Source organism: Candidatus Desulfosporosinus nitrosoreducens (assembly GCF_030954495.1).
Lineage (GTDB): Bacteria > Bacillota > Desulfitobacteriia > Desulfitobacteriales > Desulfitobacteriaceae > Desulfosporosinus > Desulfosporosinus nitrosoreducens.
Window position 1 is genome coordinate 18,563 of the sequence record NZ_JAVHUW010000031.1, and the last position, 22,212, is coordinate 40,774.

Annotated in this window: 21 protein-coding genes and 1 pseudogene; 19 read left to right on the forward strand and 3 right to left on the reverse strand. The window is 42.2% G+C overall.

What is annotated here, in order from left to right:
• The 5 genes from REC12_RS04740 (at window position 1) to REC12_RS04760 (ending at window position 6,596) form a co-directional block, all read left to right on the forward strand.
• On the forward strand, window positions 1-783 hold the full coding sequence (locus REC12_RS04740; RefSeq protein WP_308892666.1) for a short-chain-enoyl-CoA hydratase: 783 nt from the start codon (window positions 1-3) through the stop codon (window positions 781-783).
• 408 nt (window positions 784-1,191) lie between these two features.
• A complete protein-coding gene (locus REC12_RS04745) occupies window positions 1,192-2,535 on the forward strand; it encodes an acetyl-CoA hydrolase/transferase family protein (RefSeq protein ID WP_308892667.1) in 1,344 nt (447 codons plus the stop codon).
• Between the two features lie 43 nt (window positions 2,536-2,578).
• Window positions 2,579-3,808 (forward strand): thiolase family protein, encoded by a 1,230-nt coding sequence (locus tag REC12_RS04750; RefSeq protein ID WP_308892668.1) that lies wholly within the window; start codon window positions 2,579-2,581, stop codon window positions 3,806-3,808.
• Between the two features lie 130 nt (window positions 3,809-3,938).
• Window positions 3,939-5,774 (forward strand): acyl-CoA dehydrogenase family protein, encoded by a 1,836-nt coding sequence (locus REC12_RS04755; protein WP_308892669.1) that lies wholly within the window; start codon window positions 3,939-3,941, stop codon window positions 5,772-5,774.
• 273 nt (window positions 5,775-6,047) lie between these two features.
• Window positions 6,048-6,596 (forward strand): hypothetical protein, encoded by a 549-nt coding sequence (locus REC12_RS04760; protein WP_308892670.1) that lies wholly within the window; start codon window positions 6,048-6,050, stop codon window positions 6,594-6,596.
• Window positions 6,597-6,746: 150 nt separating this feature from the next.
• Here REC12_RS04760 and REC12_RS04765 read toward each other — a convergent pair whose 3' ends face one another.
• Window positions 6,747-7,124, reverse strand: coding sequence for a DUF2992 family protein (locus REC12_RS04765; protein WP_308892671.1), 378 nt, complete (start codon window positions 7,122-7,124; stop codon window positions 6,747-6,749).
• A gap of 280 nt (window positions 7,125-7,404) precedes the next feature.
• On the opposite strand from REC12_RS04765, the gene REC12_RS04770 reads away from it, so the two are divergent.
• From REC12_RS04770 to REC12_RS04790, 5 genes are all read left to right on the forward strand, one after another.
• Window positions 7,405-8,175, forward strand: a complete 771-nt coding sequence (locus REC12_RS04770) for a flavodoxin family protein (protein ID WP_308892672.1) — start codon at window positions 7,405-7,407, stop codon at window positions 8,173-8,175.
• 46 nt (window positions 8,176-8,221) lie between these two features.
• Entirely contained in the window at window positions 8,222-8,815 is a 594-nt protein-coding gene (locus REC12_RS04775) for a TetR/AcrR family transcriptional regulator (RefSeq protein ID WP_308892673.1), read from the forward strand.
• Between the two features lie 80 nt (window positions 8,816-8,895).
• Window positions 8,896-9,858 (forward strand): helix-turn-helix transcriptional regulator, encoded by a 963-nt coding sequence (locus tag REC12_RS04780; protein WP_308892674.1) that lies wholly within the window; start codon window positions 8,896-8,898, stop codon window positions 9,856-9,858.
• A 107-nt stretch (window positions 9,859-9,965) separates the two neighbouring features.
• Window positions 9,966-10,589 carry a type 1 glutamine amidotransferase family protein gene (locus tag REC12_RS04785; RefSeq protein WP_308892675.1) on the forward strand — a complete coding sequence of 208 codons (624 nt, stop codon included), beginning with the start codon at window positions 9,966-9,968 and terminating at the stop codon, window positions 10,587-10,589.
• A gap of 52 nt (window positions 10,590-10,641) precedes the next feature.
• On the forward strand, window positions 10,642-10,929 hold the full coding sequence (locus tag REC12_RS04790; RefSeq protein ID WP_308892676.1) for a VOC family protein: 288 nt from the start codon (window positions 10,642-10,644) through the stop codon (window positions 10,927-10,929).
• 279 nt (window positions 10,930-11,208) lie between these two features.
• Here the strand turns inward: REC12_RS04790 and REC12_RS04795 are convergent, their stop codons facing one another.
• Complete coding sequence (locus REC12_RS04795; protein ID WP_308892677.1) at window positions 11,209-11,592, reverse strand: LytR/AlgR family response regulator transcription factor; 384 nt, start codon at window positions 11,590-11,592, stop codon at window positions 11,209-11,211.
• A gap of 102 nt (window positions 11,593-11,694) precedes the next feature.
• Between REC12_RS04795 and REC12_RS04800 the strand changes: the two genes are divergently transcribed.
• From REC12_RS04800 to REC12_RS04840, 9 genes and pseudogenes are all read left to right on the forward strand, one after another.
• Window positions 11,695-11,907 carry a helix-turn-helix domain-containing protein gene (locus tag REC12_RS04800; protein ID WP_308892685.1) on the forward strand — a complete coding sequence of 71 codons (213 nt, stop codon included), beginning with the start codon at window positions 11,695-11,697 and terminating at the stop codon, window positions 11,905-11,907.
• Between the two features lie 1,335 nt (window positions 11,908-13,242).
• A complete protein-coding gene (locus REC12_RS04805) occupies window positions 13,243-14,136 on the forward strand; it encodes a hypothetical protein (protein WP_308892678.1) in 894 nt (297 codons plus the stop codon).
• Window positions 14,137-14,820: 684 nt separating this feature from the next.
• Window positions 14,821-16,206, forward strand: a complete 1,386-nt coding sequence (hydA, locus tag REC12_RS04810) for a dihydropyrimidinase (RefSeq protein WP_308892679.1) — start codon at window positions 14,821-14,823, stop codon at window positions 16,204-16,206.
• Between the two features lie 540 nt (window positions 16,207-16,746).
• Window positions 16,747-17,034, forward strand: coding sequence for a PadR family transcriptional regulator (locus REC12_RS04815; RefSeq protein ID WP_308892680.1), 288 nt, complete (start codon window positions 16,747-16,749; stop codon window positions 17,032-17,034).
• Between the two features lie 78 nt (window positions 17,035-17,112).
• Window positions 17,113-17,277, forward strand: a pseudogene (locus tag REC12_RS04820) (helix-turn-helix transcriptional regulator); the annotation flags it as partial.
• A gap of 4 nt (window positions 17,278-17,281) precedes the next feature.
• Entirely contained in the window at window positions 17,282-17,596 is a 315-nt protein-coding gene (locus REC12_RS04825) for a GyrI-like domain-containing protein (RefSeq protein WP_308892686.1), read from the forward strand.
• Between the two features lie 1,087 nt (window positions 17,597-18,683).
• Window positions 18,684-19,127 carry a C-GCAxxG-C-C family protein gene (locus tag REC12_RS04830; RefSeq protein ID WP_308892681.1) on the forward strand — a complete coding sequence of 148 codons (444 nt, stop codon included), beginning with the start codon at window positions 18,684-18,686 and terminating at the stop codon, window positions 19,125-19,127.
• A gap of 166 nt (window positions 19,128-19,293) precedes the next feature.
• Entirely contained in the window at window positions 19,294-20,508 is a 1,215-nt protein-coding gene (locus REC12_RS04835; protein ID WP_308892682.1) for an MFS transporter, read from the forward strand.
• A gap of 33 nt (window positions 20,509-20,541) precedes the next feature.
• Window positions 20,542-21,066, forward strand: coding sequence for a MerR family transcriptional regulator (locus REC12_RS04840; protein ID WP_308892683.1), 525 nt, complete (start codon window positions 20,542-20,544; stop codon window positions 21,064-21,066).
• Window positions 21,067-21,092: 26 nt separating this feature from the next.
• Here the strand turns inward: REC12_RS04840 and REC12_RS04845 are convergent.
• A protein-coding gene (locus REC12_RS04845; RefSeq protein ID WP_374214175.1) for an IS630 family transposase occupies window positions 21,093-22,131 on the reverse strand; the annotation gives its coding sequence in 2 pieces (ribosomal slippage) (window positions 21,093-21,632 and window positions 21,634-22,131; 1,038 coding nt in all).
• Window positions 22,132-22,212 lie beyond the last annotated feature (81 nt).

The window sequence follows — 22,212 nt, forward strand, 5'->3', positions numbered from 1 at the left end:
ATGGAATTTAACAATATAATCTTAGAAAAAGAAGATTATCTAGCCATACTCTCTATCAACCGTCCTAAAGCAATGAATGCTCTTAACGCCGATACCTTGTATGAACTGGAGGCAGCGGTAAAAGATGTAAAGGGCGACACCAATATCAAGGTTATGATTATAACCGGGACGGGAGACAAATCATTTGTGGCCGGAGCCGATATCACGTTCATGTTGCCGTTTACGCCTATTGAAGGGAGATTCTTCTCCGCTGTAGGGGAACGGGTAATGCGGCAAGTAGAATTACTGGAAAAGCCTGTAATTGCAGCCATTAACGGCTTTGCTCTCGGAGGAGGGTGTGAGCTGGCCATGTCTTGCGACATCAGACTAGCCTCAGAAAATGCGGTCTTTGGTCAACCTGAAGTAGGCCTTGGCATCATACCCGGTTTTGGAGGAACACAGCGCCTTCCCCGTTTGATTGGTGAAGGGCGTGCCAAAGAGTTAACCTTTACGGGCGATATAATTAATGCTCAAGAAGCCTACCGCATCGGTTTAGTAAACCATGTTTATCCTCTTGATCAATTAATTGAGGAAGCTAAAAAATTAGCCCAAAAAATCGCCGGTAAGGCGCCATTAGCGGTTGGTTATGCCAAATACGCTATTAACAAGGGCTTACAAGCTGACATCGATACGGCTATGGGCATTGAGTCTGATATGTTTGGCCTATGCTGCGCAACTTCGGACAAAGCTGAAGGTATGGGCGCTTTTGTCGAAAAGAGAAAACCAAAGTTTGAGGGCAAGTAAGTAATTAGTTACGACATTCTTTATCCCTCCTTAATTGCTTGATTTAGCAGATACCAGCCGAAAAATGTTACCAAGGCACCGTTGGCAGTTGAATTAGGCCTAGCTAAGGCATCAGCAAAAGCTTGCGGGTTAACAGTGACGCTGCTATGGGCGTTGAGTCTGAATTTGGCATGGCTTATGTAATGACGAAGTTGAAAAAATCGTAAAAACAGACCAGGGCACCGTTAGCGGTTGCTTAGGCCTAGCACTGCTCCATCAAATGCGGGTTAACAGTGATGCGCTATGGACGTTGAGTCTGATATTTGACTTGAGCTGAGCTGCTTCTGGCAAAGTTGAGGGAATAGGGACTTTTGTCCATAAGATTTGTCAGTGGAAACATAGGAAAAAAGCTAAAAAGGAGGGATGAATTTGGATTACAAAAGTGAATATTTGCACAAATTGGTTTCTGCTGATGAAGCGGTCAAGGTAGTTAAGTCCGGAGATCTTGTTCATTATGGCGAATTTATGATGGCTTCACATGTTTTAGATGCCGCCTTAGCCAAAAGAAAAGATGATTTGGCAGGGGTAAACATTCGAACAGTCACCTGTCCTTTTATGCCCCAAACCGTTATCAATGATCCGGAAAGGAAACACTTTATTTACAATGACTGGCACTTCAGCGGCACCAGCAGAAAACTTCATGATAAAAATTTGTGCAACTATATTCCGCTGAATTATCACGAAGGCCCCAGTATTTTTGATCGGGGGTTTGTGCCGGTTGACGTTGCCTTGATCAAGGTTACTCCGCCTGATCAGCATGGCTTTGTGAATTTGGGCACTTCCAATTCCATTACTCATGCCTTCTGTGATGCTGCCAAAACAGTTGTCGCCGAGATCAATGAATCTGTACCGAGATGTTTGGGCGGCACCAGAGAAACCTTGCATGTTTCCGAAATTGACTACTTTGTGGAAGGTGACAATCGTCCTCTGGCCCAACTTCCTGAAACCCCTATATCCGCTGTCGATAAGGCAATCGCTCAAATTGTTCTGGAACAAATCGAAGACGGTGCCTGCCTGCAGTTAGGAATCGGGGCTATGCCCAATGTTGTCGGCGCCATGATCGCCCGGTCAGACCTCAAAGACTTAGGCGTTCATACCGAAATGCTGGTCGATTCCTTCGTAGATATGTACGAAGCCGGAAGGATTACGGGTCTGCGCAAACAGCTCGACAAGGGGAAAATGGTCTATACCTTTGCCATGGGAACCAATAAACTCTATGATTTTCTGAACAGCAACCCGATTTGTGCAAGTTATCCCGTCGATTATACAAATGACCCGGATGTAATTTGCCAAAACGACAACATGATTTGCATTAATAATGCGATTGAAGTTGATCTTTACGGACAGGCTGCCTCAGAAACATCAGGTCTACGACAGATATCCGGAACCGGCGGTCAGTTAGACTTTATCTACGGATCGTTTAAATCTAAAGGAGGGAAAGGCCTGATCTGTCTATCCTCTACCTTCCACGACAAGGAAGGCAACCTCCAATCGCGCCTTAAACCAACCCTTACCCCCGGATCGATTGTTACTGTTCCCAGAAGCATCAATTACTATGTGATCACAGAATACGGTATTGCCATGCTGAAGGGAAAAAGCACATGGCAAAGAGCCGAAGCCTTGATAAATATTGCTCATCCTGACTTCCGCGAAGAACTTATCAAAGAGGCTGATGCCCAAAAAATTTGGGTTAGATCCAATAAGATAAATTAGCCTTTCCTGCAAATTTAAGCAAAGAAAAAGGAGATGGTTTGAAATGGCAATTGAAGCAAATGAAGTTGTATTGGTTAGTGCCTGCAGAACACCGATCGGAGATTATGGCGGTTCCCTCAAACCTGTACCGGCTAATGAATTGACTAAGATAGTTGCTACCGAAGCGATTAAGCGGGCGGGAATTGAAGCGGCACAAGTGAATGAAATCGTGGCCGGAATGTGCTTAGGTCATGGCAATGGTTCCTGCCCGCCTCGTATCGTGGCCATGCAAATAGGCATGGACCCTAAATCAAGCGCCTGCATGGTTAATCAAAACTGTGCCTCGGCTATGAGAGCCTTGGAAATTGCAGCGATGAAACTCCAACTGGGCAAATATGACATTGCCTTGGTAACCGGTACGGAAAGTATGAGCAACATCCCCTACATTGACCCGACAGCCAGATGGGGAGCCAGAATGGGCGATGTCAAACTCATGGATGCCATGCTTGCCGACGGGCTGGTCTGCCAATTAGCCGGCTCCCACATGGGCGTTACGGCTGAAAATATTGCAGAACTGTACGGCATTACGCGGGAAGAATGTGACCAGCTGGCCCTTATAAGTCATCGCAGAGCAGTAAGGGCTATTGATGAAGGCCGTTTCAATCGGGAGATTATTCCTGTACCGGTTAAAGAGAGAAGGAAAGAGTACCTCTTCTCTCAAGATGAACATCCTATTCGGGATGCCAGTCTGGAAAGTATGGCAAAGTTAAAACCAGCCTTTAAAAAAGATGGAGTGGTAACCGCTGCCAATGCTTCCGGTCTTAACGATGCTGCCGCAGCCGTAGTTTTAATGACAAAGCAAAAAGCAAAAGAATTGGGACTTAAACCTCTGATGAAACTGATTAATATTTGTGATGAAGGTGTGGAAGCCCGCGTTATGGGTTTAGGACCGGCGGTTGCCATTCCCAGATGTTTGCGCGAAGCAGGTATGAACTATGCAGATGTCGACTACTGGGAAATTAACGAAGCCTTTGCGGCCCAAGTACTCGGCGTTGGCCGGAAACTGAAGGAAGAATCAGGTATTGACATGAATATCGGCACCGTCGAGCAAGACGGCAATGTTAACAACAATGGATCAGGAATTGCCCTGGGACACCCGGTAGGTTGTACGGGACTGCGCATCATCGTCAGCCTGTATTATGAACTCGAACGGCTGGGCAAGACAGTTGGCGGCGCTTCCCTATGCGTTGGCGGCGGTGCTGCTTTGGCCTCCCTCTGGACTAGAGATGTGTAACTAAAGCTTAGCGTTCTATCCGAATTAAGTGTAGGCGATGGCTTTTGATTGATCGCAGCCTCATTGTCAAGCTTTATCATACGTAAGATAAATGAATTGGCGATAATAATTGAAGTGGAGGAACGTAAACATGGCTTCTAATTTTGCCATTAATAATATCCGGGATTTTGAATTTATCATCCAAGAGTGGCTTCCGACGGAAGGGGTTTTTAACTACCCCCAGTTTGCTGATTATTATTCCAGAGATGATGTAAAATCAGTCCTCGAACCCATTTTAAAAATGTGCAAAATAGTGATTGAACCGACCAACAACGAGAACGAGACTCACCCCGTAACCTATGCCGACGGCAAGGTTACCACTCCGCCGAGCTATGGCGCCCTTTTCCGCAAGCTGCAGGAAGAGGGTTGGGGTACCAGCAATATTGATGAATCCCCCGATGCCATGGTTATGCCGGAAATGATCAATGCGGCTGTTTGGGAAATGATTTGTGCTGCGAATCCTGCATTTATGCCCTATGTTATGCTGACCACCGGATCGGCCAATCTGATTCAATCCTATGGCGATGAAAAATTAAAACAAATGTTTCTTCCTAAAATGATGAACGGAACTTGGGCCGGAACCATGTGCCTCACCGAACCCGGCGCCGGTTCAGATGTCGGGGATATCACTTCCAAGGCTTATCCAACCGCTGACCCTCGGGTTTTTAAAATTGCTGGCAATAAACTGTTCATAACCGGTGGGGATAATGACTTTTCGGAAAATATTATCCACCTCTTCCTGGCTCGTATCGAAGGTGCCAAACCGGGCACCGGCGGCATTTCTCTGTTCGTAGTTCCTAAGCTGTGGGTTAACGAAGACGGCAGCTTGGAGGACAATGATTTCATCACCACAGGCGTAGAGCACAAAATGGGGCTCCACGGTTCAGTCACTGCCGCTTTATCCGCCGGAGAGAACGGTAAGTGCCGCGGCTGGCTGCTGGGTATTGACCCGCGGGAAAATAACGGTAAGGGCGAAGGCATGGCTCAAATGTTCCAAATGATGAACTTGGCCCGTATGGAAACGGGGCATATGGCTCTGTCCTGCATTGCTAACGCCTTTGCCAACGCCAGGGATAATGCCAAAGAAAGAGTCCAGGGCCGCTTGCTGACCAATCCTAAAGGGGTCCGGGTGGCAATTATCAATCACGAAGACATCAAACGCACACTGATGATGGGCAAAGCTTACATCGACGCTATGCGGGCCATGATGTACCGGGTTTATCTGGCCTTTGACCAACGGCACCGTGATCCCGATCCTGCAGTAAGGCAAGCTGCCAGCGATCTGATTGAAATTACCACCCCGCTTTGTAAAGCATATCCTTCTGATGAAGGCTGGTGGCTTATTGGCGAAGCAATCCAATCCTATGGCGGCTATGGCTTCTGCGAAGAGTATCCTGTATCCCAACTCGCTCGCGACATGAAGATTTACTCCATTTGGGAGGGTACAAACTATATCCAATCCATAGACTTGCTCGGTCGCAAGATGAAAATGAAAGGCGGCTCCGTTTTCAACGGTTGGGTTCAGGAAATGGTTGATTTCTATGAAGCTAATAAAGGGCACGAAAACTTAAGTAAGGAATTTGCCAATTTAGGCAAGGCCCTGAAGGCTTATCAAGAGATGCTTAAGTCTCTCAATGAAGCCAGCCAGAGCAACATGAGCATGGTTCCTCTTTATTCCCGCCGCATCCTGACTGCTACCGCCCAATTATATAGCGGCCGTCTGCTTCTTGATCAGGCTGTTTTGGCGGATAAAAAAGCTCAGGAAATCGGACCCAGTCACTTTGATTATAATTTCTACTCCGGTAAAGTCGCTAGTGCCAGATACTACCTGCGCAATGTCGTGCCCAACGTTTGGGCTGTAGCGGAAATAGTCATGGACGGCGATACTTCGGCTATTGATGCCCCAATTGAGGTCTACGAATACTAAGTATTGACAAAAGCCGGCCAGTTAACAGCCACTTTTTCTGTTTAACAATAACCAGTCCACTTACCGGCCAATGATTTAACTTTCGTTACTATATTACCTTGCAGGTACCGTTCAAAATATTGGCTTAACTGCACCCTTGAGCCCTAGATTTGACTTTGTACCAACTCCAACCAAAGTCGATTTTTCGATAGAAAATCGGCTTTGGTTTTCCCCGCTACTGTCTGAGGTTTCTAAATTATCCTCAATGTTTATTAATTCTAAGGAAGTGAGAACATGTTAACGATTGATGAGTATATTGCCAAATTGAAAAAAGCCGACAAACTGGATGAATTCGATATCTTAAAGCAGTCGGAAAACATGGCTGCTGTCATGAAATACGTGATGTCTTACTTTAACGAATATCTAACTATGGAGACATACGACGCTGAAATAATTAAGCAAAAACATACTCTAGACAAGCTTAGGGAAGAAATCCAAAACAGATACCCTAAAAGCAAAGACTTTATTTTGAACTTTTATCTAAAATACAAAATCAAAATAGATAAAGAGATTGAAAAGTGGACTGAGAATATCTCGTATTTTTCTTTTTTCTATTGTAAGGAAGACTTCTGTTTAGCGGCAAAAAGCTTTTGTACCAGTTATAAATTTAAGGAAGCAAACATGGAGGAATACGAAAGCGAAATCGCCACGCTCATTGGCGATATCAAACAGTATAAATACGGCAGGGCTAATACAATGTTGCCGGACGCTATGACGAAACGAAACGTCTCACACCATCTCAGTGAGGGTCTTAATTGTTTTGCGTCTACTTTAAAGTTATGAGATGATTAAACACAAAGGCAGGGTAATTACACCACTTGCTAATCTCAAGTAGAAATAGCCGCCATGCTAAAGCTTAGCCGGTGGTCGAGTGGAGGAGTGCTGAGGGCCAGGAAATAAAAAATCCGGGCCTAAACCCGGTGAGTGTAATGGTTATTTGCCTCTGTGTTTGGCTTTAGCCTTAAGAGTCGCCATCTCGCGTTTCTTTTCAGCCAGTTCCTCGCGCTGCAATTTTGATTCAATGCGCCTTTCCACTTTGCGGCTTTTCAAATTTTCTTTGATGGCCTCTTGTGAAGAGGTGGAGATCCCTTTGGATTGCATTTCTCTAGCTACTTGTCTTGCGAGTTTCTTCGGATTCGCCGATTTGCTTTTTGGCCGAGCAGCACAAACCAGAGGCTTTGAGGAAGCTAGTAATTCCATCATTTTATGGTTGATAAACCACAGAACGTTCGTATCATGCGGTTCCGATCCGAAAACATGCCGAGCCGCCATGAGTTTTGAATCAACTATTTCCTCAACATATTGCGGCAAATGGATTGGGCTATTTTGGACTTTTTGAGCGGATCAACATAGGGTACCTTCAACTTTGGATGTTCATGTTTTCGCTGAAGCTGCCTGCTTTGATTTGCCGGCTATGCCTTAATACTGATTGAAAAGGATATATCAATATTAAGTAGTATTGTACCGATTTTAATTGTGTTATTTAAATTCTAATAGAGCTTGACGGGCAAAAAAGTTGATGCTACAATGTGAATGAATAAAAAATAATTCATTCACATTGTAGCATCATTGATTAGAACGGAGAACCGAAATGAAAAAGGTTACAGTGTTTATCGGAAGTGCCCGGAAGCAGGCAACTTACGAAGCAGTCCGTGAATTTGAGGAAAATTTGAAATCATATACTGAAATTGACTTTGAGTATGTTTTCTTAAAGGACTATCGGCTTGAATTTTGCAGAGGCTGCAAGCTTTGTTTTGATAAAGGAGAAGAGTTATGCCCCATACGGGACGACCGGGATGTGCTGATTGACAAGATAAATCAATCCGACGGTGTTATTTTCGCCACCCCTAATTATTCGTTTCATGTTTCAGCGCCAATGAAGAATTTGTTGGATCGACTCGCTTTTGTTTTTCACCGGCCGCGTTTTTTCGGCAAGGCTTTCACGTCCGTCGTCACTCAAGGTGTTTTCGGTGGAGGCTCTATTGTGAAGTACCTTGGCAATATGGGAGAAAATTTTGGATTCAATGTTGCGAAGGGCTGTGTTCTGAAGACGCTGGAGCCGATTTCAAAAGCTGCGCAGGAAAAGAACTCACATGAAATCAAAAAAGCCGCTGCAAGGTTTTACCGGGTGCTTATGCGTCCGGCCCCTCCATCCCCGTCTTTCTTCAGGCTGATGATGTTCCGAATGTCCCGGACAAGCATGAAAGCAATGCTCAACGATGAATACTGCGACTATCGTCATTATAAAGAAAAAGGCTGGTTTAAGTCGGATTATTATTATGATGTTTCGTTGAGCCCTATCAAAAAACTGGCAGGTCAGATTTTTGATTATATGGGACGTCGGATGTCGAGGCAGGGTTAGTAATACAGCGCTATCTGGCATACAGAACATGCGGGAGGATTATTCATTGAAAGATACGAAAACGGATCTATTTAATTGCGGAAAAGAACTGTTCAGCTCAAAAGGCTTTAAGGATACCAATGTATCCGATATCACAAAATCAGCGGGAATAGGGACAGGTACGTTTTATAATTACTACTCCTCTAAAGAGGAACTATTCATGGCCATATACATGGAAGAAAACGAAAAACTAAAGAAAAGTATTTTAAAATCAATCAACACTGATCAAGACCCGCTGAGTTTAGTGAAAGAAATCATGTTATTGAATTTACAAGGCATGAATTCAAATCCAATTCTGAAGGAGTGGTATAACAAGGACGTATTCAACAAAATAGAGCAGCATTTTCGTGAAGAAAAAGGGCTAGAGCGTCTTGATTTCATGTATAATGATTTTTCGGAGATGATAAAAAAATGGCAGATTGAAAGAAAAATGAGAAGTGATATTGACAGCGGGATGATCATGGCCATTTTCACGGCAATCATTACTGTCGAAACCCATAAAGAGGAAATCGGACTTCAGTATTTTCCCCAGGTTTTGGATTACCTCACGGAGTTTACTATTAAAGGTCTGACCGGCGATGTAAAACAAGACGGTGATTAAATTACGAGAGAGGATAAAAACTATGAAGGAGGCTTTTGAGCAAAAAGTTGTCGTGAAAGCAGAAGCAGGAGGCTCACATTATGGCTAAAAACAATAACATGCTGGCAATTCTGTGGATGCTGAATTCAGGCGTAAAAATGACGGCAAAACAGATTTCTGAAAAGCTGGAAATTAATATAAGGACAGTTTATCGGTATATTGATGCCCTATGTGCCAGTGGCGTACCTATAATATCTGACCCAGGTCATAATGGCGGGTATAGCCTGCTGAATAATTTGATCAGAGCACCGTTGCTCTTTGATATGGAAGAAAAAAAGGCACTCCTTCAAGCTGCCGTTTTTGCAAAAGAAGCCGGATACCCTTCGAGTGAGGCATTAGGCAAGGCGACATCAAAGTTGAAAATGTATTCGAATCAGGAACAGAAAAGTATACTTAACCATCATTTAGCCGGATTTGAAGTGATAAACCCCATGGTAAATCCTTCCGTTCAGACGATATTGGCGGAATTGGAGCAGGCTGTAGAAAAGGAATTCTCTGTAGAAATTGATTATCGCACAGGCCGTGAAGAGCAACCAAAGAAGAGGATGATAGACCCCTATGGTATGGTTTACTGGAACAACAAATGGTATACTGTTGCATTTTGCCGCCTAAGGAATGAAATACGAAGCTTTCGGGTAGATCGGATTTTACTGATCAAGTGTACGCAAATAATATTTAAGCGTCCGGATGCTTTTTCGGTCGGGGAATTTTTTATGAAAAACCTGTTACCTGATTTAGTGGGTAAGGAGGGGTTAATTCCTTTGATTATCGAAGGCAAGTCAGAGGCGTTGGCTGAACTATGCAGGCATTGGTTTTTAGGGCATCATCTGAAAGAGCGAACATCTAATCAAGCCATCTTTTTATTTGAGGAAATATCAATGCATAATTATGTCCCTTATTTTCTCCTCTCTTATGGTAAATCCATTCAAATAATCGAACCGCAAAGTTTGAAAGCAAGACTTGTTGCTATTGCCTCGGAGTTAATGAAATACTATCAACTTTAACAGCTTCACTGACAGCAGATGTCAGTGAAGCTGTTTTATAATGAGGCCAGTCACTGATTACCGATGGTCGGTATTCCTTGATAAATAAAATAAGGAGAAATTGCAAAATGAATAATACAGTATATCTTTATGTGTTTGAAACAATGTCAGACTGGGAAATAGGTTACTTAACTGCCGAGCTGAACTCGGGAAGATATTATAAAAAGGGACTTGCCCCATCAAAAATAGTGACTGTTGGAATGGAAAAAACGATTGTAACCACAATGGGCGGATTGAAAATACTGCCAGATATCAAAGTGGATGAGTGCAGTATTGAAAGCACAGAGGCACTGATTTTACCTGGTGGAGATACATGGACAGAAATAATTCACCAACCCATCTTAAAAATTGCTGCGCGGTGTTTAAAGGAAAGTATATTGGTCGCAGCCATTTGTGGTGCGACAATGGGGCTCGCCCAGAATGGCTTGCTGAATTCACGCTGGCATACAAGCAATGATCTGGAATACCTTAAAATGATCTGTCCCGCTTACAGGGGCGAAAAGTATTACAAAATGGAGTCTGCTGTAACTGATGAAAAACTGATTACTGCATCCGGAATAGCTCCGTTGGAATTTTCTGCACACGTCTTGAAAGCGCTGGGTGTGTTTTCTGCAAAAACATTAGCTGCCTGGTATAGCCTTAATAAGACCCATGAATCCAAATATTTCTATGCGTTGATAAATTCAATTTAATGAAGGTAAGTATAAAATTGAAAGGTTATGATCATTTAAAGGAGTTGTAAAAATGACTGAAAGCATAAACTATATGGGAGTGTCGGGTAAATACACAAAGAATGGAACTCCCAACAGCTTTACATCTATTACTCCCTTTATAACAGTGAAGAATCCTTCTGAAGCAATAGAGTTCTATAAAACTGTTTTCAAGGCAAGGGTTAAGGATATTACTGAATATCCGGATGGAAATGGCAATAAAATAATTGCTCATGCTGAGTTAGATTTTGGAAATGGTTGTTTGCAGCTGGGAGCAGCGAATCCGGCATGGAGGTCGTCACTCTTGACCATAACAAGATAGGAATTTTGCGAGGCATCCGGCACAAGCTCAGCCGGTTTTTAGATGCTTGGAGAATTTATGATCGTGGTTGCGGCAATTCCGGCAGAACACGCATCAAAGCCGGCTGAGTTATGAGCTGGATTTGCTGGCAAAGGTTGATGATCAGGTGTATGGGGAGTATGCAAAGATGCTGAATGGTTTTTTGATTAAGACGATGGAGGAGAGGATGGGGAAGTAGAGTGGAGGGAGTTATTGAATTATTATTTTGTAAAATTATGTAGAAGCATTATTGAAGTTGAATTAAGGCTTAGTCAGGACCTTCTCTAAGATAGCTTCAATGCGTTCCCGGGTACAGGGTTTGCATAGGATTTGTAAAGGTTTGACCTCCATGAATTGAGCGTGATCCTCTGCGGATGTCACAAATACTATACTGCAGGCTGACATGGACTTAGATTGCCGTAGTTGTCTGGCGGTTTCAAGACCGCTCAGCTTTTTCATGCTGTTGTCAAGAAAGAGGAGGTTAAAAACCAAGCCCTGCTTTTCAATTTCTGCGAGAAGCTCCTCGCCGCTGCTGAATTCGTAAATATTAAATAGAACATTCTGTTCTTCTTCATAAAGATGGATTAGTGCCTCCAATAAGCGACGGGACAACGGCCTGTCATCGCAAATGCCGATGGTAAACAAAACATCTCCTCCACATCAGGGGTTTTGAGTCATTTTAGGACAAATAGTCCAATATGTCAATAGGACTAAACGTCCTAAGATATACTTGCTTTGGTGATGATAATGCGCTTAAAAATACGTGATGTTCGTGAAGATCATGATCTAACCCAGCAGCAAGTTGCACAATATCTGATGTGCGATCAATCTTTATACTCTAAATATGAGCGGGGAGAGCGTGAGGTTCCGCTGAATATCATGATTAAACTCGCTAAATTTTATAAAACCAGCATTGACTACTTGGTGGGGCTGACAGAAAATAAGAAACCTTACCGCTGAGTAAATATCTTTATCGATGAATATATCGAGAATTCCAACTTACTTATTTATCTTTGTGAAGGAATATAATACAGTTAGTCAAAGCCAATTCATTGAAATTTTTACGAATTTTACGATTTGCAGGCACAGTAAGCTTTTGTTTAGATGATAAGGATATTATTTCCAACATTGCCTTGAAACAAGAACAAATGTTTGGTACAATGTGTATAATACAACAATTAAACCTATCGAATTCGATAGGTTTAATTGTTGTATTATGGTGAGAGTCTGAGTTGATAACCAGGCTTGCATCGGAGCGTGAAGTATGAGATTTTCTACGTTGAGGAAACTAAAAATGTTAAAGCAAAAAAGGATTATTGTGGAGCCATAGAGAAATTCACCAAAATATAACAAGCATAAAAAGGTATCCAATATCCTGACCGCTATTTAAAAACGGGGGAAGATATACATGCCGAAGGATAACAAGGAGTTCTTCAAAATAAAGAATCGCTGGTCGGAAATTAAAGACCGGCTTCTTGGCTGTTATCTGACACCGTATTTCCAGAAGGTGCTAAAGACAGGTCAGCCTATCTGGTCAGCGTCCAAAATATCGTATGATTCATGTTTGTGACCACGAGGATGGATGCTTCCTTATGGCGCAGAATATGCAGAAGAGAAAAGACGAATTGTTCATCAATGTACAGCAGGATGGGCAATTGACGCTTTTTGATATTGACCCAACAGTATTGATCTATGCTCTACGTAACCGGCGTGGAATATGGAGACTACACCATGAACCACGTTCTTGGCTGTAAGTATCCCTGCTATGCATTTTTACAAAAGAAACGTTTCGGGCAGGTGACTTCATACGAGGAATGGCTGGAGCCGTATCTGGTAAGTAACACGCTGGAAATTCTTGACCGGGAAATCCCGGCTTGGTCTGAGGTCAATCCTGTTCGTAGTTTGCCAAACATTCATGTATGCAGAAGGAGACTGCCGTCAGCTGGGATGTCGTCGGCAGTCTCCTCTTCAGTTAAACAGTTAAGTCTTGGAGAGGGTTGTAAAGATCATTGCTTGTACCAAGAATCTTACGCGCGTAAGATTCTTGGTACAAGTCCGAGAGTAGGCGCTCTTTTTAAGAACATGTGATTTAAAATGACCGCAAAAGTAAAAATGAAGAATTGTGAAACGTTTTAAATCATCCGTTTAAAGAGCTGTTTTCCTTCGAGGGAACCATTTTCTGCTTCGTCTTTGCTGTTTTCGTTAACTTTGTACTTATAAAACCATCAAGCCATATCAAATGTAACTACTGTTATTACAATGAAGCCTTTGCTAAACAGAGGAGGAATCATAACCATGCAGGTAATAAGAGCTGAGGACAACCTAGCCTTTATACAAAATAAAAGCCATACAATAGTTACTGCCAATAAAGACGGTACTGGAACAGTGCGCAGAAATATGGAAGCGGTATCAGACAGAATTTGGCTGGAGAAGGAATTTTCAGGTAATTACGGGATGGCCTATAAGTATAAGTTAAAATTGGCAAACCAACTATGTCAGGAAGGTTTTATCGTTGAAAAAGGAAAGGATGAATATGGTCACTATCTTCTTTTTCTCAATAGTAATGCCTTTATGTACCTGCATAATAAGGAGGGACGTCCCCGTATTCCCTGTGGTCCGGTAGAAATGAATTTAATTTTAGCTCCTGAAATGATAGAAGGTTCGGATGAATTAGTAAAAGGTTCCCAGGGAAGTTGGCCAAGTTTTCACGAAGCAAGGATTCGGATTATTGAAAAGTCTCTGAAATCCATGGCTCTGGAGTTTTATGGAGGTTTTCTATCGTATCGAGTCGTACGATTGTTTATAGAGGATATTATTTCTCAAAGTTATGATCAGAATTGCCTGGAAAGCTTTGTAGAATTAACCGGCCTTGAATTTAGAAAAGCTGAAACTCATATGGAAGTCTTGCTGTTTAATGACTATAAGACCCAGAGGTTACCCGAGGATTTTGATGATTCAGTGTTTAATGATCCGGAATTTGATATTAATACCATTAAGCATTTATGGGTGACTGAAGAATATCAGAATCATGGTGTCATCTCTTGCAAGAATCTAAGAATAAAGGTGTCAATTGATGAAGAGGAAAAAAGGAAAGAAGAAGAATCGTTTAAGAAATTTTTAGAGGAATGCCAAAAAAATCCGTTTTCATTAGATACATGGAATAGGTCAATAAAAAAGGCAGAGCGATAGACAAGCTGATACAGCTTTACAAAGAGTGCGGACCAAACTCGCTGACGGACAGAGCACAAACTATCGTCCAAAATGAAAGCTGGCTTTCCGGTATGTTGAGTAAAGGTTTGAGTTTAAAGAAATTTGGGCGTTTATTTGTTTACTTCGAAAAAGGAGAACCAAATAATGAATCAATTATCTTAAGGAAGTACTATTTTTATGACCGATTTGATCAGAAAATGAAAACCAATAACGTCGACAAAACAGGAAGTTTTTCTCCCAGGATCGGCGGCCATGATCTCGACATAACTCTTTCAAAATCACCAGTAGCTTAAACGAGGCAATTAATAAAATCGGCGGTTTTGAAGTTTGACTAATGGATTAGTCATCTCAAACCGCCGATTTTAAACTGTAGACTGTTGTAGAAGTCTGTTGACCTAGAGTAATGAGGATAGAGGGACTTCTCGCCTTCGCCGGGTACCGGGGCGTAGGCTGCATTTAGGAAAGTTCAAATTAAAGAGCTGCCAAAAAGGTAAACAATGAGCTGACTGTCGCCTGGATCAAGCTACTTACTTGACATCATGTACCGCTAAACTTACTATTACAATATGAAAAATCAGGAAGAGAGAAACATGCAAGGATTCAAACTTCTGCTTGAGCATTCGCAGACAGAATTAAACTACAATTATACGGAGGTACTGAAAATTGCTAATCCAAAATGGAACCATTATTACAGACAAATCCTCAATAAAAGCTGATTTGCGAATTAAGGACGGCATTATTACAGAAATAGCAGCCGATCTTATACCGGAAAGCAACGAGGAAATTGTCAACGCCGAGGGTATGCTGGTCATGCCCGGCGGAATTGATGTGCACACGCACATGGATTTAGATGTGGGAATCGCACGGGCTACCGATGATTTTTATACCGGAACAGTGGCGGCCGCATGCGGAGGCACTACAACCATTGTTGACCACATGGCCTTTGGCCCTGAAGGCTGCAGTATCCGGCACCAATTAGACCATTATCACACCCTTGCCGAGGGCAAAGCAGTCATTGACTATTCATTCCATGGGGTGATTGGACATGTGGATGACGCTATTTTAAAGGAAGTGGAGGACCTTGTTGACGAAGGGATTACCAGCCATAAGTTTTACCTGACCTACGGGCAGAAACTAACGGACCGGGAATTTTTCCTGCTCATGAAAAAAGCGAAAGAATTGGGAATTATGCTGACGGCTCATCCTGAAAACCATGATATGGTATGCTGTCTGAAAGAATTGTTAATCCAACAGGGAAAAACTTCACCTATCTACCATGCGGTAAGCCATCCGGTAGAAAGTGAGGCAGAAGCCATAAACCGTCTGATTCTTTTTGCTCATGTGGCGGATGACGCTCCCCTCTACATTGTCCATTTGTCTTGTGAAATGGGGTTGGATTACATCCGCCAGGCACGGCAGAGGGGGCAGAAAAATCTTTTTGCCGAAACCTGCCCTCAATATCTGTTCTTGGATGAAAGCCGCTACCGCGAACCCGGTGATGCCGGTCTGAAATATATTATGAGTCCTCCCCTCCGCAGGACGAAGGACAACCAGACCCTGTGGCTGGGTCTGCAGGATGGCAGCATTCAAACCGTCGCAACGGACCACTGCCCATTTTTCCTGAAAGGTGAAAAACAATTAGGCAAGGACAATTTTGCCAAAACCCCTAACGGGGCGCCTGGAGTAGAGCCGCGCATGGCCCTTTTGTTCTCGGAAGGTGTATCGGCGGAAAGAATTGACGCGCAGCGCTATGTACAGATCATGTCAACCAATCCGGCCAAATTATTCGGGTTATATCCCCGTAAAGGAACCTTGGCAAAAGGCAGTGACGGCGATATTTTGATTGTTGATCCCTCAGCCCAATTGACTCTCACCCACAGCATGCTGCATGAAAATGTTGATTATACCCCTTATGAGGGCATCTCTCTTCGCGGCTATCCATATATGACAATATCCCGTGGAAAAATCGTTGCCAAGGAAGGATGCTTCTTGGGAGAAAAAGGATCGGGAAAATTCATCAAACGAAACCTGCCTATACTCACGGTATAACCTAACTAAGTTTAAAAATTCGGCGTTTTGAGGTCTGACTCATCCAGATGAATCAGACCTCAAAACGCCGAATTTTTAAACTGGAGGAATAAATTTGTGAGGCGGCACTATGCGAGTGACAAAGAGGAGATTGAGGAAAGTAGGCATAGGAAACAGAATCGGTACGCAATAACCTGTTCCTCCCTGAATTACTGAAGAGGGGAGTGCCGACAGTGGGATGCCAACTGGCGCCCTCCTCTGCAGCTAAATGATTAAACCTGGAGCGGGTGGTAAGGATCACTGCTTGTACCAAGAATCTTACGCGCGTAAGATTCTTGGTACAAGCCCATCACAGGCTTTAAGCCTGTGATGGGCTGAATAGATGGATAAGTCCGGGCTAGCCCCCAGACCGTCCTCCTGCTGACTTTATCCGAAGAGGAGCGGGAGGAATCTCATGCTAATTGACAAAGAAAAGCTTCTTGGGTAATGTTATGCTATGCGATATATCACTAAACATAGTATATTGAGAAGAGGGATAATGTGTCCTATTCAGGGGGCCCGATGACGGAGGCAATGTATTATATACTCTTAGCTTTAATGAATCCTAATCATGGCTATCAGCTAATGGCTGCCATTGAACAAATATCCAATGGGCGGATAAAAATGGGGCCGGGAACCTTGTATGGCGTTCTCACAAGATTGCAGAAAGATAATTTCGTTGAAATCTTAAGTGATGATGGCAGAAGGAAGACCTACGCTATTACGAAAGAAGGCCGGGCTGCCCTCAAAGCAGACTATGAAAGGTTAAAAGACATGGTTCGGGATGGAAGATTATTAGCAGGAGGTTAAGCAGCGGTCTTTTAATAAATTTTATAATCCCCAACTCCTGCCAAATCTGAAACTAACCATTCTATAGGGTGAAGGCAAGTGCAGATTAATCGCTTATTCGAAATCCTCTATATCCTGCTTGACAAAAAAACGGCAACGTCTAAGGAACTGGCTGAGCGTTTTGAAGTTTCGCCCAGAACCATCTACCGCGATGTCGAGATCTTGTCCGCCGCAGGTATTCCGGTTTATATGCGCAAAGGGAAACGGCGTGAGCGCCTCAATTAAAAATAAGCTCAACGAGTATGCCAGTGGGCTCTACTCTGATTATTCAAACAACGGATACTGCGTAACGGCAGGCCATGAGGTATCCCATGTAGGGAACGAAGGGCTGGCCGTAAAAATCATTCCCGCCGGAAGATATGCCAAATTTTCCGTACATGGGAACATGGTCAAGGCTGTGGCCGACGCTTGGGGAGAGATTTGGAAAACGGACCTGGACAGAAGCTATACCGCAGATTTTGAAGAATACCTCAACAGCGACTGGGAGAATGCGGACATTGATATTTACATTGCTTTGAATTAAACAACAAGGGGTTGTCGCAGTAAGACAGTCCGGAAAATAACCGATCAAAGCATATGGATCATTGGCACACGATTTGAAAGCACCCCTATCGATCATACAGGGATATTCGGAAGCCTTGGTATGAGCGGGTTTGAGAAGTGGATGTTCTTTTTATAGTGACGTGGCGAGATGGGGAATATGATTAGCTCGATCGTTTTTATTGAACGGTCGAGCTTTTTTGTTTTACATGATATAGGTCGCAGAGAAGGCATAAAATCAATTATGCACACAATTGATGGGTATGATTATATGATGAGCTTAAACCAAAAAGAGATTGCCAGAGTATGTTTAACACATTCATATCCAATAAAAGATGTAAATACGTTTTTCGGAAATTTGATTGCACAGAAGAACAAAAGGCTTTCTTGTCACGCTTTATAAAGATTACTAAATATGATGATTATGACCGATTAATACAATTCTGTGATGCAATAGCATTGCCAAATGGTGCATGCATAATGGAGAAAAGGTTAATTGATGTGGCATTAAGACATGGCTTACCAGATTTCACGATTGATAAATGGAAAACATTTTTAGAGTTGAAAAAGTATTTTGATACGTTGTGCGGTTGTAATGTATACACACTGTTGCCAAATATAATTGAAAATTCTTATGAGAGTCTGCTATAAATTTCAATTTGTAGAGTTGAGGGAACATAGTTGTTGCTTCAGTTCGATCGTGTCCTTTTGATACGCTTAGCTGGTGGTCGAGTGGGAGAGTGCTAAGGGCTAGGAAATAAAAAATCCGGGCCTAAACCCGGTGAGTTAAATTGTTATTTGCCTCTGTGTTTGGTTTTAGCCTTAAGAGTCGCCCTCTCGAAAAATGATAGCGAACAATGGACATCCCGAGAGGGAAGGATACGACACTGAAAAAATCAGTGCATCCGGACTACCAACCGGACCGTGTTTTTATGTTCGCAGGATTATCCTTATAGCCTATTTAATCAAACCTTTCGACAATGAAACACCCCATCCGGCGATGGACAACAAAAATTCATTACAAAGTGGAAAGAAAAGTGTGTGAAAGTTTTCAAAAGGGGGGCATCCAAATGAATGATAATCATATGAAATTGCTTTCACGGTTTAATGGTGGTGGTTTTTCCTGCAGCCAAATGGTTTTTGCTACCTTAGGTAAAAAACTGGGTATTGACTGTAAACAAGCTCTTAGATTAGCGACCGGATTTGGAGCGGGGATTGCATATCAAGACGACATTTGTGGAGCTGTTAGTGGTGCGATTATGGCAATTGGTCTAAAGCATGGCAATGATGAACCTTCTAAGGCAGATTTAAGCAATAAGGCTCTCTTTCTTACACGAGAATTAATTCAAAGAATTAAAGCTAAACATGGGAGTTATAAATGCAAAGATCTTACTGGGATTGATCATACGAATCTGGAAGAAGGGATGAAGCTCTATCAGGAGCAAGGTATAGCTGGTAGAATTTGTCGGCCAATTGTAATAGAATGCATAGAGATAGTAGAAGAAATATGGTGATTTTTATCGTGGTCGGGTGGAGAGTCGATTTCCAAAAGAAGGCTCCTTTCGAAACTTGACTCGTCTACTACTCCATAGTTTAAAATAACTCTCTGATAATAAATGGGTGCCTGCTTTCTCCCTAGTTATGAAAACAGGCTCACCAATAAAAGAGAGGCGTTTTAGATTGGCTCAGGGCATAAACAGGAACCTTTGGTATCTTTTGAGTGGACAGTTCATTTCTCAAATCGGGGATAAATTTTATGCTCTTGCACTTGCCTACTGGGTAATGGAGTCGACAAAATCCGCCGCAGCAATGGGGACGGTTATGCTATTTTCGATGTTACCATCAGTAATAACAGGATTATTTTTGGGTGGATTTATTGATAGGCATAATAGAAAAACAATACTAATAACGGCTGATATAGTCAGAGGCTTTGCTATAATGCTGGTTATTGCGGTTTTTTATTTTAAAGCCTTAACGTTAACGGTAATCATTTTGGCTCAAGTAATTCTATCAATATCCGGTGCTTTTTTTAATCCGGCCGTGCTTGCCTTAATTCCGCAGATTGTTAACAAGGAACAGCTTACCAAAGCAAATGCCTTAAGCCAACTGGTCTCTGGAACGGCAATGATAATTGGCCCAGTTATCGGTGGGCTTGCGGTTGCCTATACTGGCTACTGGTTTGTCTTTGTTTTTAATGCCATTTCATTTTTTATTTCAGCGACTTTTAATCTGTTGCTAAAAGTCCAAGATCTATGGAGAAATGATGATAATCCAAAAGGAAAGTTGGGAGTCATAGAAGGATATAACTATATCTTTCAAAAAAGGAATCTGATTGTATTAATCGCCGTCATAGCAATAGTTCATTTTTTTGTAGGAGCTTTTGAGGTTGCTATACCAACTCTTGCCGTATGTCTTCAGGGGAATGGAGCCCAAAATCTTGGATATCTTGAGACTTCCTTTGGCTTAGGTGCAGTAGGTGCAGGAATTCTGTTAAGTACTATAAAACTAAGTAATAAAGAAGAAAAGACCATTTTCTTGAGTATTAGATTGATTGGAATATTTTACTTTATACTAGGGGTTGTAAACAGGTTTGGCATAATAATGGTCTGGCCCTACACCATCGGTTTTCTCCTGCTCGGTGGGGTGATAATCTTGGCATCTACCTGCTATAGGGTTATAATCCAGCAAAGTGTTGAAAATGATATGACCGGCAGGATTTTCGGGATAGTGACGTCAATCGGCAACGGGTCTATTCCCATTGCGGCGTTTATTTTCGGTATCCTAACCGATATTTTAAAATTTAATATGATAGCAATCCTTAGTGGGGCTATGCTCTTGCTTTTAAGCACCCCGCTTTATAGGGCATATTCCAGAAAAACTTTAAACGATGCATGACTGGTAATTGTGTATAATAATGTGGAGGTATAGATGTATAAAGTTGGAGAAATTGCCAAAAGGTTTGGAATATCGAGAACGACTTTGCTGTATTATGACTCCATTGATCTATTTAGTCCGTCAACCAGGACTGATGCGGGCTACAGGTTATATAGCCAAGAGGATTGTGAAAAGCTTAAGAAAATAATGACTTACAGGGAAGCAGGGTTGTCAACAGAAAATATAAAAGAATTGCTTATACAGCAAAAAGATGAGGAAATAATATCACCACTTTTTAAAAAGCTTGGGGATTTGAACCAACAAATTAAAACGATTAAACAACAACAAATGCTTTTAATTAACCTTATTAAGGAAAAAGAAATAATTAAGAAAAGATTACTAAGTGACGAAGTATTAAAACTGATTTTGGAAAGGGCTGACATTAAATACGAAGAAAGAATGAATTGGCATGCTGAATTCGAAGAGCAATCATCTCAAAGGCACTATGAATTTTTGCAATCGCTAGGAACTGATGAAGAAGAAATTAAACTGTTAAAGGAAAAATTGAAAAATTATTAAAATATATAAGTTGAATTAATTCTTCACTACAACTTACAACATAGCCTTTGAATAACGGCTTCTGGTCTCGTGCTTATGGATTTGAGAAAGGCTTTAACATTTTTTCTGATTTCAGGAACCGTTTTGTAAAAGACATTGTAAACGACTTGTTCCTTTAGCCACTTCCATAGCCCTTCAATTAAGTTGAGATCAGGACTGTAGGGTGGCAAATACATCAATTGTAAACGCGTTTTATTGGCTTCTAATAAAGGCTGAAGAAGCTTTGCGTGGTGAATTCGTGCATTATCCAGAATGATCACCGTTTTACCCTTCGTATGCCTTGACACTACGTTGTTCAGAAACTTGAGAAACACTTCTGCGTCATAGCGTTCATGTTCTTCGCAGTAGACTTCACCGGTTTCATAGTTCAGATAACCGACCAGTTTGACCCCACGATGTTTGCCGTAGGTCTTGATGATTCGTTGCTTGCCACGCTCAAACCAAGTTTGATGAATCGCTTGGTAATCCCGAATCATGGACTCATCGACAAAGAGAATGTGTTGGATTTCATCCTCTAGCAGTTTTTTTCACCGTTTCAAAGTCCTGCACAAATTGTTCTTGCTTCTGTTTATCTGCCTTTGCAAGCACATAGGTTGGACGGGTATAGGAAAGTCCCATGCGCTCCAACATTCCGGTAATCCCTCGAATGGAGTAATCAAACCCAAATTCACGCTTGATATAGTTGGCAATCAGACCGGCTGTCCAGTTAAATTCAGCCGGGAACCCCACTTCGGAAGGCACTTTACTGAGGATTACCTCTTTCAATGCGGCACGTTGTCCTTCATGAAGCCTTGGAGGTCTTCCTGATTTTGGTTTGTCAGGTATTCCATCAAGGCCTTCGTTCCGGTACGTTTGGTGTAAATTACTCACCGTATCCTTTGAAATCCCTATTAGTTCTGCAACTTCCCTACATGATTTTCCGGAAAGAAATAGGTAAAGCGCTTGATATCTCTTGAAAATTCTTGCCTTCTTTTCTTTATCCATAGCCGATTTAATGGCTTTTAATTCTTCCTCTGATGCTCTCATTTTTATCCTCATCTTTTGTATAAAGTAGCTTCAGAAAGAATATCGACAAATTGTATGAATATCTTAACTCAATTTATATAG